Origin of the sequence: Sphingopyxis alaskensis RB2256 (genome assembly GCF_000013985.1) — a bacterium.
Classification (GTDB): domain Bacteria; phylum Pseudomonadota; class Alphaproteobacteria; order Sphingomonadales; family Sphingomonadaceae; genus Sphingopyxis; species Sphingopyxis alaskensis.
This window is the reverse complement of the sequence record NC_008048.1, coordinates 480344-495045: the sequence shown is the minus strand read 5'-3', so window position 1 is coordinate 495045 and position 14702 is coordinate 480344. Positions and strand designations below refer to the sequence as shown.

Here is a 14702-nt window from a genome sequence, read left to right as displayed (position 1 = left end):
GACCGCCATGATTCGCCGCATCCGCACCCCCCTGCTTGCCCTCCTCGGCGCGGCAACGCTTTCGGCGTGCTTCAGCCTCGGCGGCAAGCCGCCGCCCTTTCTGCTGACGCTCGATCCCGACGCCGCGCCCGCGACGGGGACCGCCCGCACCGCCGCCGACGCCGCGACGCTGACCATCCTGATCCCGACGGCGCCGCAAAAGCTGCGCACGACGCGCATCCCGGTGCAGCAGGACGATGCCAGCATCGCCTATGTCCAGGATGCACAATGGGTCGAGGCGCCGCAGCGCCTGTTCCAGCGGCTCGTGTCCGAAACCGTCGCCGCGCGCACGTCGCGCGTCGTGCTCGACGAGGGGCAATATCTGACCGCACCTGGCGAGCAGCTCGCCGGGCAGCTCATGGAGTTCGGCGTCGATGCGCGGTCGAACGAGGCCCTCGTCGTCTATCAGGCGATGCTCGTGTCGGCAGGGGGCAAGACGGTCACCCAGCGCCGCTTCGAGACGCGCGAGCCGATCGGCGGCAAGGTCGAGGCGAAACCCGTCGGCGAGGCGTTGACCCGCGCCGCCAACCGCGTCGCGCTCGACGTCGCGGCGTGGCTCGGCGAATAGCAAGGCCGCCGCGGTCGTAGCGGTTTCGATTACGTCCGACGTAATCGCTCCGGCTCGCATGGTGCAATAAGAAGCCTCGATCAAACGATGGAGGCACCGATGGACAGACGCCAGATCATCTCGGCCGCGGCGCTTGCCGCTATGGGAGCAATAACCCTTGCCCCCCGCCGGAGCCGCGCAGCCGAAACCGCAGCAAGCCCCCCCGCCGAAGGCTACGTCGCGGCGAAGGACGGAACCTCGCTTTTCGTGCGCGACTGGGGCGCGGGATCGCCGGTGCTCTTCCTGTCGGGATGGGCGTTGCCGTCGGATTTCTGGGGCTATCAAATGCTGGCCGTCGCACGCCAGGGCTATCGCGCTGTCGCCTATGACCGGCGCGGGCACGGGCGGTCGGCCGATCCGGGGCGCAGTTATGACCATGATACGCTCGCCGACGATCTGGCATCGGTGATCGACGCGCTGGGTCTCGGCGGCGTGACGGTCGTCGCGCATTCGATGGGCGGAACCGAGGTCGCGCGCCATTTCGCGCGGCACGGCGGCGGCGGCATCGCACGCGTCGTGCTGGTCGGCACGATCACGCCCTTCCTGATGAAAAGCCCCGACAATCCCGCGGGGGTCGATCCGGCGCTACTTGCCGAGGGCGCGGCGCTTCTCGCGCGTGATTTCCCGGCTTGGATCGAGGTGAATACGCCGCCCTTCTTCACCCCCGACACCTCGCCCGCGATGATCCGTTGGGGGCAAAATATGATGATGTCGACGTCGCTGCTGGGCGCCGCACAGCTGGCCGCGGCCAATTTCGCGACCGATTTTCGTCCCGACGTGCGGCAAATCAATGTGCCGACATTGCTGATCCATGGCGACCGCGACGTCTCGGCGCCGCTCGCCCTCACCGCGCAGGCGACCGCGGCGCTGCTGCCGCAGGCGACGCTCAAGGTTTACGAAGGCGCGCCGCACGGTCTGCCGCTGACGCATGTCGAGCGGCTGAACGGCGACCTCATCGCCTTCCTCACCGGCGGCTGACGGGCTTGCCAGCGTCCGCCTGGCGGCCTATCAGCCCCGGCGCGCGCGGCCTCTTTCGGGTTTCCGGCCCGCGCCTTCTCGACGAGCCCGCCGACCCGAAAGGACGCGCCCGTGGGATGGATCATCCTCGCCATCGCCGTTTTCACCGAAATCTGCTGGGCGCTCAGCCTGAAATGGGCCGCGACGCTCGGCACATGGCAGGCGTCGATCGTGCCGATCGCGCTCAGCTTCCTCAACATGGCGCTGCTCGCGCTTGCGATGCGCGAAATCTCGGCGGGCACGGCCTATGCCATCTGGACCGGGCTAGGCGCGGTCGGCGTGATCATCGGCGGAACGATCCTGTTCGGCGAGAAGATCAGTCCGATGCAGGCGGGTTTCATGGTGCTGATCGTCGTCGGGGTTGCGGGAACCAAGCTCTTCGCCGCGAATTGAGCCGCGAGGGCCGGTTTCGACCGGTTGCGGACATAGTGGCTCTCTCCCCTTCAGGGGAGAGATACGCAGGCTTGCCAGCTTGCTGGCTAGCCGGAGTTGAGAGGGGACTGGCGGTGTCCCCCTCTCCAAGCTTCGCTAGCTCACCCCCCCCCGAACGCCCTACCCCAGCAGGCTTTTCGACGCCTGTTCGGTGGTGTCGCGCGACAGGCCGGGCTGGGCCAATATCCGCTCCAGTTCGGCCTTCATCAGCGCCTGCCGCCGCTCGTCGAAGCGCTTCCACCGGCCGAGCGGCGGGATCATGCGCGCCGCGGTCTGGGGGTTCTTCGGGTCGAGCGCGATGACGAGGTCGGCAATCAGCCGGTATCCCGCGCCATCGGCCTGGTGGAACGCCGCCTGATTGCCGGTCAGCGCGCCATAGAGCGCGCGCACGCGATTGGGGTTGGTCAGCGTGAAGTCGGGATGCTGCGCCAGCGCGCGCACCGCGTCGACCGTGTCGGGTCGCACCGACCAGGCCTGCACCTGGAACCATTTGTCGAGCACGAGCGGATTGTCGCGATAACGCTGATAGAAAATGTCCAGCGCATGCGCGCGTTCGTCGCTGTCGCCATGCGCGAGCGTGGCGAGCGCGGCCTGCCGCTCGGTCATCCCGTCGGCCTGCGAAAAGACCCGGAACGCCAGCGCGGCGGCATCATCCATGCCCGTCGCGGCCAGATAGGCGAGCGCGACGCCGCGCAGCCGCCGCCCGCCCTTGGCGCCGCGCGACAGGTCGGTCGCGGGCGGCGCCGCACCGTCGAGGATCGCGCGCCATTCGCTTTCGAGCGCGGCGCCAATCGCTGCCTGCAACGCCAACCGCTCGCGGCGGATCGCGTCGGGATCGACCGTCAGCATCTGGTCGCCGATGAACGCCTCGCTCGGCAGCAGCACCGCCTCGGCGACGAAGGCGGGGTCCGCGGCGCGCCCCGACAGCGTCTGCGCCACCGCATCGATCACCGTCTGCGGGTCGCGATCCTTGCCCGACACGGCGGCAACGAGCGTATCGAGCATCAATTGCTGGAGCGCCTCGTACCGCGCAAAGGGATCGTCGTCATGCGCCGCGAGCCACGCGAGCTCGCCCGGCGCGCGCGCGAAATCGACGATGACCGGCGCCGAAAAGCCGCGGTTGACCGACAGCGCGGGGCGCACGGCAAAGCGACCGAGCGCGATCCGCTGCGTCGCCCCGCTGATCGTCACCAACGTGTCGGCAAGATGTGCGCCGCTGCCGTCCATCGCGAAGGCGGCGAGGCGCAGTGGCATCATCATCGGCTGCTTTTCGGGCTGGCCCGGCGTCGGCGGCACCGTCTGCACGATGTCGAGCGACCACTGCCCCGCCTCCTCGACGAGCGACAGTTTGAGTCGCGGCGTGCCCGCCTGTTCGTACCAGCGGCGGAACTGCTGAAGGTCGATGCCCGCGCCATCCTCGATCGCGCGGACAAAATCCTCGCACGTCGCCGCTTCACCATCGTGGCGCTCGAAATAAAGGTCGGTGCCCTTGCGGAACCGTTCCGGCCCCACCATCGTCGCCATCATCCGGATGATCTCGGCGCCCTTGTTATAGACGGTCGCGGTGTAGAAGTTCGATATTTCCTGGAAGCTATCGGGGCGGATCGGGTGGGCAAGCGGCCCGGCATCCTCGGGGAATTGCGCGGCGCGGAGCAGGCGCACGTCCTCGATCCGCTTCACCGCCGCCGATCCCATGTCGGCCGAAAAACACTGATCGCGATAGACGGTGAAGCCTTCCTTCAGGCTCAACTGAAACCAGTCGCGGCAGGTGACGCGGTTGCCCGACCAGTTATGGAAATACTCATGCGCGACGACGCCCTCGACCCCGTCATAGTCCATGTCGGTCGCGGTGTCGGGATCGGCGAGGATATAGCGGGTGTTGAAGATGTTGAGCCCCTTGTTCTCCATCGCGCCCATGTTGAAATCGCCAACCGCGACGATATTGAACAGGTCGAGGTCATATTCGCGGCCATAAACCTCCTCGTCCCATCTCATGCTGTTCTTGAGCGCCTGCATCGCATGGCCCGTGCGATCCTCGTCGCCCGCGCGCACCCAGATGCCCAGCTCGACCGTGCGCCCCGACATGGTCGTGAAACTGTCGCGGTTGGCTACCAGATCGCCCGCTACGAGCGCGAACAGATAGGAAGGCTTGGGCCACGGGTCTTCCCACAGCGCCCAGTGCGTTCCGCCGTCACCCTCGCCGCGGTCGATGCAATTGCCGTTCGACAGCAGGATGGGAAAGCGGGTCTTGTCCCCCGCCATCCGCACACGGTAGCGGCTCAGCACGTCGGGGCGGTCGGGGTGAAAGGTGATGCGGCGGAACCCTTCGGCCTCGCACTGGGTGCAGAGCATGTCGTTCGACGCATAAAGCCCCATCAACTGCGTGTTCGCCGCGGGGTTGACGACCGTGTCGATCTCGACCACCGCCGCCGTCCGCTCGCCCAGGTCGACGATCAGGTCGCTACCGTCCATGCGCCAGTCGTTCCAGACCTCGCCATCGACGCGCACCGCCGCCGGGGTCAGTCCGTCGCCGCGCAGCAGCAGCGGCGCCGGGCCATCCGTGGTGCGCTGGACCGACAACGCCGCGGAAACGCGCGTTTCCTCGATCCCCAGCGCGAAATCGAGCGCGACGTCGGGCACCTGCCATTCGGGCGGGCGATAGTCGCCGCGATGGATGGTGACGGGAATGGCGGGGGTCGAGGAGGCGTCGGTCATGCGTTCGGTCTAGGCATCGCGGCGCCGACGCGCAATAAGGCGCGCGATGGCACGGATGCTGATTTTCGGGATGGGCTATGCGGCGGGGCACCTCGCCGAGCGGCTGCGCGCGCGCGGCTGGGAGGTGACGGGAACGACGCGCGACGGTCGCGCGGACAGCATCGCCTTCGGTGACGAGACCGCCGTGCTCGCCGCGCTGCGCACCGCGACGCACATATTGTCGTCAGTTCCGCCCGCGGGCGAAGCCGACCCGGTGCTCGCACGCTATGGCGAGGCGATCGCGCTCGCCCCCGCAACCTGGACGGGCTATCTGTCCTCAACCGGCGTCTATGGCGATGCGGGCGGCGCCTGGGTCGACGAAAGCGCACCCGTCCGGGGCCGCCGCGCCGGGCGCAACGCCGCCGACGCCGCATGGAGCGCATTGCGCGGCGACATGTGCGTCTTTCGCCTGCCCGGCATCTATGGCCCCGGCCGCTCGATTCTCGATCGCATCGCCGAAGGCCGCGCGCACCGCATCGCCCTGCCCGACCAGGTGTTCAGCCGCATCCATGTCGATGACATTGCGGGCGGCATCATTGCGTCGTTCCGCGGCCCCGCGGGCGTCTATAACCTCGCCGACGACGAACCCTGCCACCAGAACCGCCTCGTCGAATGGGGCTGCGCCATGCTCGGCGCGCCGCTGCCGCCGATGCAGTCGCTCGACGAAGCGGGCCTGTCGCCCGCCGCGCGCGCCTTCTATGCCGAAAACCGCCGCGTGGCAAACGGCAAGGCGAAGCGATTGTTGGGGTGGAGACCGCGCTATCCGAGTTTTCGCGAGGGGCTCGCCAGCCTTTAGATCAGCACATCGACCGTGTGGATCGCCACCCCCACCAGCCCCCCAACGAGCGTGCCGTTGATGCGGATATATTGCAGATCGTCGCCGACCGCATTTTCCAGCCGGTCGGTGATCGTCTTGGCATCCCAGCCGCGGATCGTGTCCGATACGAGCTTCAGCGCCGCCTCGCCATAGCTGTCGACCATGCCGACCACCGCGCGCCGCGCATAGCGGTTGAGCGTGCGCTTGATATGCACATCCTCCCCCAGCATCGCGCCGAATTGCGTCACCAGCTCGCCGATCCGCCCCGCGAGCATCGTGTCGGGGTTGCGCGCGGCCTTGAGCAGCGCGGCGCGGCCCTGTTCCCACAATCCGTCGAGCCAGCGCTTCACCGCCTTGTTTTCGAGCAGCTCGTCGCGCACGCGCGCGACCCTGGCCTTCACCTCGGGGTCGTGCTGCAGGTCGAGCGCCATCTTGGCGAGCCCCTCCTCGACGCGGAGGCGCAGCGGATGTGTCTCGTCGACCGCCATTTCGCTGAGCAGCTTCGACAGCCCCGCGACGATGCGGTTCGAGATGCTCTCGTCCAGCCCGGTGAAACGCACGATCGCATTGCTGTTGTCGTGGACCATCTGGTGGATCAGATGTTCGTTGAGTTCGAGCGTCTTCGACCCCCATTTGACCATCGCGTCGAGGAGCGGCTGGTGGCGCCCCTCGGCAAGCGCCGCCTGCAACGCCTGTCCCAATAGCGGTGCGACGTCGAGTTCGCGCAGACGGTCGGCGATTGCCGATTTGACCATGCCGCCCAGCCTTTGCTGGTCGAGCGCGCCCAGCCCGTCAGCGATGATCCGCGACGCGCCGAGGCGCAGCCGCCCGCCGCCCTCGGCGGGTTCGGACAGGAACTTTCCAACCGCACCCGCGACATCGACCGCCTGCATCTTGCGCGCGATCAGCCGCGGCAGCAGGAAATTGGTGAGCAGGAAGCGCGCGAGCGTGTCGCCGATGCGGTTCTTGTTGCGCGGGATGATCGCGGTGTGCGGAATCGGCAGCCCCATCGGGTGCCGGAACAAGGCCGTCACCGCGAACCAGTCGGCCAGCCCGCCGACCAGCCCTGCCTCGGCAAAGGCGCGGACAAAGCCGATCGCCGGATGCGCGTCCTGATAGGTCTTGGCGCCGACGAAGACGATCGCCATGACGACGAGCATCCCGGTGGCGACGATACGGATGCTGGAGGGCTTTGCCGGGATGGCGACGCCAATCGGCCGGCGGGAAGCGAGGTTGGTCATGCGCACCAAATGGCGAACCGGCGCAAAGGTTGCAACCGGCGCGACCCGTCGCCGCGCCGGTCCTCGTTCATGTCACTCCGCCGGTTCGGGAGCCGCTGCGCCATGCGGCCGCGTGTCGTCGCCCGGTCGGTAGGTCAGCAGGTTGCGCGAGAAGAAGCGGCCGAGGCGCTTTTCGATGCTGTCGGCGAGGCTGAACCCCGCCGGCACGATCAGCAAGGTGAGCACGGTCGACAGGATCAGCCCGCCGATCACGACCACACCCATCGGCGCGCGCCAGGCGCCATCGCCCGACAGCGAGATGGCGGTCGGGATCATGCCCGCGACCATCGCAACCGTAGTCATCACGATCGGCTGCGCGCGCTTGCGCCCCGCATCAATCAACGCCGCGGTCTTGCCGATGCCCTTGTCCATTTCCTCGATCGCGAAATCGACGAGCAGGATCGAGTTCTTGGCGACGATGCCGAGCAGCATCAGCAGGCCGATGAACACCGGCATCGACACTTCCATGCCCGTAATCCACAGGCCGAGCAGCCCGCCGAGCGGCGCCAGCAGCAGCGACGACATGTTGACCAGCGGCGACAGGAAGCGGCGATAGAGCAGCACCAGCGTCGCAAAGACGAGGAGCAGGCCCGATACGACCGCGATCATGAAATTGGTCAACATTTCGGCCTGCCACTTGGCGTCGCCCTGAACAACCTTGCGGATGCCCTGCGGCATGGTCTTGATCGACGGCAGCGCGTCGATCTTTTTCTGCGCGTCGCCCGTGACCAGTCCCGGTGCAAGGTCGGCGCCGATCACGATACGCCGCGTCTGGTTATAGCGCCGCAGTTCGGTCGGCCCGGCGCCGAAGCCGATTTCGGCGACGGCCTTCAGCGGCACCGTCGTCCCGCGCGAGGTCGGCACGGGCAGGTTCTCGATCGTGGCGAGGCTGCGCCGCGAATCTTCGGAGAGCAGCACGCGGATCGGGATCTGGCGGTCGGAGAGCGAGAATTTCGCCGCATTCTGGTCGATATCGCCCAAGGTCGCGATACGGATCGTCTGGCTGAGCGCCGCGGTCGTCACGCCGAGTTCGGCGGCGAGGTCCATGCGCGGATTGACGATGATTTCGGGGCGCGGAATATCACCCTCGATGCGCGGCGCGCGCAATTCCTTCAGCCCTTCCATCTCCTTGACGATCTGGCGCGCATGGCGTTCGAGCGCGACCGGATCGTCGCCGCCGATGACGAAGGTGATGTCGCGGCCCGAAAAGCCGCCCGACTGGCTCTGAAAATTGACGCGCGCGTCGGGGATTGCCGCCATCTTCGGTTGCAGGCTGCGTTCCCATTCGACACTCGTGACCGGGCGGTCCTTCTTGAGCGTCAGGAAGGCGTTGCCGCCACCGACCTCAACATCATAAAATGCGTTCTCGACGACCGGATCGTCACGCAGGATCGCGTTGATCTGGTCGGCGATCGTTTCGCTCTGCGCCAGCGTCGATCCCGGCGGCAGCTCGTAACGGATCTGGCTGTAATCGCTGTTCGTCGTCGGCTGGAACTGCTGCGGCAGGATGCCGAACAGGACAAGGCTCGAGATGAACGCCGCGACGCCGATGCCGACGATCCACACGCGATGGTCGAACAGCCGCGCGTAAGCGCGCTGGAGCATGAACTTGGCCCAGTTGGTGAGGGCAAAGCGGCGCATCCCCGCGGCATAGGCGAGCGCGCCGCCCAGGATCATCAACAGACTGGACACAAGGAATGCGACGATCGCCGAAAGCGGCGTCATCAGCAGGAAATGCAGCGCCGGATTGGGCGCATCCTGTCCGGCGGGCACCGGCTGGAAATATTGAAAGGTCAGACCGGCGACGGCCAGCCCCGCGACGATGGCGGGCACCAGAAAATAGATCAGCCGCGTCGGAAACGCCTCGTACCGCGCCTTCACGACCTTCTGCTTCGAACTGTCCAGCGTCCAGCTCAGCAGCCGTTCATAGCGGTCGATCCACGGTCCGTTGGCATGATCCTGCTCGCCCTGCGCCGACAGGAAATAGGCGGCGATCATCGGCGTGATCATGCGCGCGACGGCCAGGCTCATCAGCACCGCGAACACGACGGTCATGCCGAACTGGATGAAGAACTGCCCCGACACGCCGGGCATCAGCGCGACGGGCAGGAACACCGCGACGATCGACATCGTCGTCGCGACGACCGCCAGGCCGATTTCGTCGGCGGCGTCGATCGACGCCTGATAGGCGGTCTTGCCCATGCGCATGTGCCGGACGATATTCTCGATCTCGACGATCGCGTCGTCGACGAGCACGCCCGCGACAAGGCTCAAGGCGAGCAGCGACAGGCCGTTCAGCGAAAAGCCCATCATCTCCATGAACCAGAAGGTCGGGATCGCCGACAGCGGGATCGCCAGCGCGCTGATCAGCGTCGCACGCCAGTCGCGCAGGAACAGGAACACGACGACGACCGCGAGCACTGCACCCTCGATCATCGCGAGCATCGAGCTGCGATATTGTTCCTTGGTATATTCGGTGCGCGTGAACAGGATCGTGAAGTCGACCTTGGGGTTCGCCTTCTTGATCTGCTCCAGCTTCTTCATCGTCTCGTCATGGACGGTGACGTCCGACGCGCCCTTCGCCTTTTCGATCGAGAAGCTGAGCACCTGGCGCCCCCCGATCTTCGCCAGGTTGCGCTGCTCGGCATAGCCGTCGGTGACCTTCGCCACATCGGCGAGGCGGATCGTGCGGCCGTTCCCGATGGCGATGCGCGTTTCACCGAGCTGGAAGGCGCTGCCGGCATTGCCGAGCACGCGCACCGCCTGTTCGCTGCCGGCGATTTCGGTGCGCCCGCCCGCGGCGTTGACGTTCACCTGCCGCAACTGCTGGTTCACCTGGCTCGCGGTCAGGCCATAGCTTTGCATCCGCGCGGGGTCGAGGATGACGCGAATCTCGCGGTCGACGCCGCCCGACCGGCGCACCTGGCTCATGCCGGGGATCGACAGCAATTCCTTCGCGACCGTATTGTCGACGAACCACGACAGCTGCTCGAGCGTCATGTCGGTCGCCTCGACCGCGAAATAGGTGATCGGGCCGCCGGCAATGTCGACGCGCACGACCTGCGGCTCCAGAATCCCGTCGGGCAGGTCGCTGCGGATCTGCGAGATGGCCTGGTTGACGTCGTTATAGGCGCGGTCGATCGGTGTCCCGATCGCGAACTGCACATTTGTTATGCTACTGCCTTCATTGACGTAGGAAGACATTTCATCGACGCCGCTCACCCCGCGAACCGCGGCCTCGACGCGCTGCGTGACCTGCGTTTCCAGCTCGGTCGGCGCCGCGCCAGGTTGCGAGACGACAACGCGAACGGCAGGGAACTCGACGTCGGGATTGTCGTTGACGTCCATCCGGTTGAAGCTGACCAGCCCCGCGAGCAGCAACAGCACGAACAGGACGATCGGCGGCACCGGGTTGCGGATGCACCAGGCGGAAATGTTGCGGAAACTCATGACTCAGGCGTCCTTGCGCAAATGCGATGCCGATGAGGCGATTATTGCGATGATTTCTGCAGCACCGGCTTCACCGTGTCGCCGACGTTGAGGAAGGCGCCGGCGAGCGTCACCACCCGTTCGTTGCCGGTGAGCCCCGACGCGATCGACACGCCCGCGTCGCTGACCGTGCCGACCTTGACGGGCTTGCGCTCGATCTTGTTGTCCTTGCCGACGATCAGCACATAATTGCCCTCGGGTCCGCTCTGCACCGCGCTTTCGGGCAGCAACGGCAGCTCGGCCGTGCCCGACACGAGGCGCGCGTCGGCAAAGCCGCCGGGACGCAGCACCGACGAATAGGGAATGGCGATCCGCACCATGCCCTGGCGCGTGTCCATGTTGATGACCGGCGACACCTGCCACACCTGCCCCGGAATCTCGACGTCGGTGCCAACCGGCGTCACCGTCGCGCGTGTGCCGACGCGCACGCGGGCCAGATCGGCTTCGGCCATCTGCGCCAGCATCTCCATCTCGCCGCCGCGCGCCATGCGGAACAACACGCCGCTGCCCGCGCCGACGATCTGGCCGGGTTCGACCTGCCGCGTCAGCACCAGCCCCGCGGCGGGAGCGACGATGTTGAGCCGCGCGTTGCGCGCCCTGGCTTCGGCATATTGCGCCTGCGCGACGCGGACGCGTGCATTGGCCGCATCGCGCGTCGCGCGCTTGCGGTCCATGTCGGCCTTTGAAATGAAACCGCGCGAAACAAGGGCTTCGGCGCGTTCGAGTTCGGCCTGCGCCAGATTGGCGTCGGCCTGCGCGACGCGGATCTGCGCCGCGAGGCTCGCCGCCTGCTGCGACTGCACCGACCGGTCGATCACCGCGAGCGTCTGCCCCGCGTCGACCCACTGGCCGGGCTCGACGAGCACGCGCTCGACCTGCCCGCCCTCGCCCGCGACGCCGACCGGCATCTCGCGCCGCGCCGCGATTGTGCCGTTGGTGGTAATCACCGCCTCGACCGACACGCGGCCGGGAATGACGACGGTGATGTTCGGAACCGTGGCCTCTTCGCCACCCCCGGCATCGGCCGCGCCCCGACCGCTGGAAAAGGCATAATAGGCCGCAGCGAGCGCCAGCACGATCAAAACGACCGCGACGATCAGCCGGGTGCGCTTGCGGCGACTGTCGTCGGCCTCTTCATAAAAGCTTTGCGTCCCCGCCAGGCTGTCCATCGAATCCACTTTCCGCTCGTAGTTCACGCCGAAATCCCTCCCTGGCATCACACGGCATCGGTGCGGCGGACGCAGGCGCGCCTGTCCGCAAAGTCCCGCGTGGCAGGACCAAAACCCTTCCGAGGTGTATTACCTAATTAAATCACCGCTTGCAAGAGGGATACTTCGCCGCCCCGCCTGCGCTCGGGCCGGCGGTGCATAATGCGATCCGTCCATGATTTCCAGAGGTTGCGCGCGCGAAAAAGGGCGGCGCGCCCCATGGGCGGCCACCCTCTTTCCGTCCGGCCGACACGCGGTCGGCCGTGCCGGGGCGATCAGCGCACGCGGCCGCGCCGGACCAGGTTGACGATCGCAAGCAGGATCACCGCGCCGATAAAAGCGGTGAGCAGGGTCATCGGATCGAATGCGTCGCCGCGCAGGTGGCCGCCGCCAAGGAAGCGGCCGAACAGGAAGCGGCCGAGGATCGAACCGACGCAGCCGACGACGATGTTGAGGAAGATGCCCTGCTGGGCGTCGGTGCGCATCACGATGCTGGCCAGCCAGCCGATGATGCCGCCCATGACGATTGCGATAATCCAGGTAAGCATGAATAACCCCCTACGATCTGTGATCGCCCGACTGTGCGGGCACCCTGTTATTGGTAACGCACATATCTGAAATCGCCTAGCGGAATGGCGAGCGTGCGGGTCGGCGCTCGCTCGCCATCCGGTTCAGCGCACGCTGCCGCGGCGAATCAGGTTGATGACGCCAAGGAGGACGATCGCACCGATAAACGCCCAGAGCAGCCCGATCGGGCTGAAACTGTCGAGGCTGGCCCCCATGCCGAAAAAGCTGCCGAGGAAATTGCCGAGAAAGGCGCCGACGACGCCGACGACGATGTTGAGGATAATGCCCTGCTGCGCGTCGGTCCGCATGACGATGCTCGCCAGCCAACCGATGATACCGCCGACGATCAACGTAACGATCAAACCCACCATGATATATCCCTTCCCTGGACCGACCGGGGCGCCGATCGGCTCCGGCCCTTGCTGGAACGCTCCGCCGCAGCGAAGCCTCGCCTTGGCGATGCTCGAACAATGCCGAATGGATCGGAAAGGTTCCCGGCCGGCCCGTCGGGGACGCGGCCGGGAAAGGGGGATCGGTTCCTGAACGGGAACGTCTCCGGGTCGCAGAAGCGGCTCTAAACAGCCCGATTTGACCGCGGCGTGACGAATCTCACAGGCGCGAAAATAAAAGGTGGATCGGCAGGTTCGGCCAGGCCTGTCGGCGGCGTGCCGAGGCCGCGTTCGCGTTCACCGCGGACGGCGCGCATACGAAATGGGGGCCGGCATCGCTGCCAACCCCCACTAACCGGTCCTGTCCCGTGCGCCTCGCCCCGCTTCATCCCGGTCCGCTTCTCTTTCGATCGGCAGCCCGCAAAACGATCGTTGCGACGCACGCCGGAACAATCCGGCGATGGTTTGGTCGGCCCCCTTTCGGGGGCCGGCCTCACCTGAAAGGCCCTTCATCATCTCGTCCCGCGCTTCTGCCGAAACAGCTGCGCTTCAAAAGCGATGGACTGCCTTTCAATTGCCCGATCGGGTTCGCTTCAACTCGTGGGAATCGCAGCGTTCCGTGATCGAACCATCGGTCGCTTTCCTCGTCAAACCCGTCCGTTCTCGTCCGGCTAGTCTTGCAACCACCCTTGATGTCCCGGCGGTCCGACGTCTCTGTCGTCCGATGATTGGAAGCTGTCACGAACGCTTTTCGACGCCAACTAAAAAAGCGCGAAAATGGCGCCCTAAAGGCCCGCGCTTGTGGATAAGTCCGGCATTAGCAACAAGCGGATTCGGTGCAGCATTTTTGTAACAAGGGTGCAGCATTTTTGGACTCGGGTTTCCCGCCAAAGCGCTTCGACTCGATCTTTGGATCGGTCGAATCACCCGACCGAGTCGCGACTCACGCCCGCCCCAGATCGCCCTTGCCGACCGTCCCCGACGCCATCTCCAACATCCGGTCGAGGCTTTTGCGCGCCGCGAGGCGAAGCTCCTCGTCCATCTCGATCCGCGGCTGAAGGTCGCGCAGCGCGATGTAGAGCTTCTCCATCGTATTGAGCGCCATATAGGGGCAGATGTTGCAGTTGCAGTTGCCGTCGGCGCCCGGCGCGCCGATGAAAGTCTTTTCGGGCAGCGCCAGCTCCATCTGGTGAATGATGTGCGGCTCGGTCGCGACGATCAGCGTGTCGCCCTTGAAACTCTTCGCGAATTGCAGGATGCCGCTGGTCGACCCGACATAATCGGCATGCTCGACGATGTGCGGCGGACATTCGGGGTGCGCCGCGACCGGCGCGCCGGGATACTGCGCCTTCAGCTTCAGAAGCTCGGTCTCGCTGAACGCCTCGTGGACGATGCACACGCCGGGCCACAGCAGCATGTCACGCCCGAACTTGCGGTTCATATAGCCGCCAAGGTGGCGGTCGGGGCCAAAAATGATCTTCTGTTCGGGTGGGATCTGGCTGATGATCGTCTCGGCGCTCGACGAGGTGACGATGATGTCGCTCAAGGCTTTCACTGCCGCCGAGCAGTTGATGTAGGTGAGCGCAATATGATCGGGATGCTTTTCGCGGAAACGCTTGAACTGTTCGGGCGGGCAGCTGTCCTCGAGGCTGCATCCCGCGTCCATGTCGGGCAGGATGACGATCTTTTCGGGGCTCAGTATCTTCGCGGTTTCGGCCATGAACTTGACACCGCAAAAGGCGATCACTTCGGCGTCGGTTTCGGCCGCCTTGCGCGACAGTTCGAGCGAATCGCCCACGAAATCGGCGAGATCCTGAATCTCGGGCTTCTGGTAATAATGCGCGAGGATGACGGCGTTGCGCTCCTTGCGGAGGCGGTCGATTTCGGCGCGCAGGTCGAGGCCCGAGAGCGAGTCGCGGATGGGGGCAGTCATGGCGTTATCCTTATATGGCCTGGCCGTGGCGCCCCCCTACACCCTGCCCCACGGCAGGGCAATTCGCCGCGTCAGCCGACGCGGCGCGCCGCAAGTGCGATGCCGGGCGGCGTCATCGACAAAATATAGATAGGAAGCCGGACGGCCATGACAATCGCCGCGACCGCCTT

11 protein-coding genes are annotated in these 14702 nt (G+C 66.1%); 4 read left to right on the top strand and 7 right to left on the bottom strand.

Going from position 1 to position 14702, the window contains the following annotated elements:
• Positions 1–7 precede the first annotated feature (7 nt).
• From SALA_RS02395 to SALA_RS02385, 3 genes are all read left to right on the top strand, one after another.
• Positions 8–607, top strand: coding sequence for an ABC-type transport auxiliary lipoprotein family protein (locus SALA_RS02395; RefSeq protein ID WP_011540790.1), 600 nt, complete (start codon positions 8–10; stop codon positions 605–607).
• Positions 608–706: 99 nt separating this feature from the next.
• Positions 707–1624 (top strand): alpha/beta fold hydrolase, encoded by a 918-nt coding sequence (locus tag SALA_RS02390; protein ID WP_202795309.1) that lies wholly within the window; start codon positions 707–709, stop codon positions 1622–1624.
• Between the two features lie 111 nt (positions 1625–1735).
• Complete coding sequence (locus tag SALA_RS02385) at positions 1736–2056, top strand: DMT family transporter (RefSeq protein WP_011540788.1); 321 nt, start codon at positions 1736–1738, stop codon at positions 2054–2056.
• A gap of 159 nt (positions 2057–2215) precedes the next feature.
• On the opposite strand, the gene pepN is transcribed toward SALA_RS02385, so the two are convergent.
• Complete coding sequence (pepN, locus tag SALA_RS02380; RefSeq protein WP_011540787.1) at positions 2216–4810, bottom strand: aminopeptidase N; 2595 nt, start codon at positions 4808–4810, stop codon at positions 2216–2218.
• A 46-nt stretch (positions 4811–4856) separates the two neighbouring features.
• Here pepN and SALA_RS02375 point away from each other — a divergent pair, with 46 nt between their 5' ends.
• Positions 4857–5645 carry an epimerase gene (locus tag SALA_RS02375; protein WP_011540786.1) on the top strand — a complete coding sequence of 263 codons (789 nt, stop codon included), beginning with the start codon at positions 4857–4859 and terminating at the stop codon, positions 5643–5645.
• On the opposite strand, the gene SALA_RS02370 is transcribed toward SALA_RS02375, so the two are convergent.
• The 6 genes from SALA_RS02370 to nadA all read right to left on the bottom strand — a co-directional run bounded on the left by SALA_RS02370 (position 5642) and on the right by nadA (position 14532).
• Positions 5642–6907: a DUF445 domain-containing protein gene (locus SALA_RS02370; RefSeq protein ID WP_011540785.1), complete on the bottom strand. Its 1266-nt coding sequence runs from the start codon at positions 6905–6907 to the stop codon at positions 5642–5644. The two genes, SALA_RS02375 and SALA_RS02370, sit on opposite strands and share 4 nt — an antisense overlap.
• Before the next feature lie 72 nt (positions 6908–6979).
• Positions 6980–10396, bottom strand: a complete 3417-nt coding sequence (locus SALA_RS02365) for an efflux RND transporter permease subunit (protein WP_011540784.1) — start codon at positions 10394–10396, stop codon at positions 6980–6982.
• Positions 10397–10437: 41 nt separating this feature from the next.
• Entirely contained in the window at positions 10438–11631 is a 1194-nt protein-coding gene (locus tag SALA_RS02360; RefSeq protein ID WP_407635771.1) for an efflux RND transporter periplasmic adaptor subunit, read from the bottom strand.
• A 287-nt stretch (positions 11632–11918) separates the two neighbouring features.
• The gene (locus tag SALA_RS02355) at positions 11919–12191 is read right to left on the bottom strand and encodes a GlsB/YeaQ/YmgE family stress response membrane protein (protein WP_011540782.1); all 273 of its coding nucleotides are present in this window, start codon (positions 12189–12191) and stop codon (positions 11919–11921) included.
• Between the two features lie 123 nt (positions 12192–12314).
• Positions 12315–12578, bottom strand: a complete 264-nt coding sequence (locus tag SALA_RS02350; protein WP_041383580.1) for a GlsB/YeaQ/YmgE family stress response membrane protein — start codon at positions 12576–12578, stop codon at positions 12315–12317.
• 964 nt (positions 12579–13542) lie between these two features.
• Entirely contained in the window at positions 13543–14532 is a 990-nt protein-coding gene (gene nadA, locus SALA_RS02345) for a quinolinate synthase NadA (RefSeq protein ID WP_011540779.1), read from the bottom strand.
• Between the last annotated feature and the right edge of the window lie 170 nt (positions 14533–14702).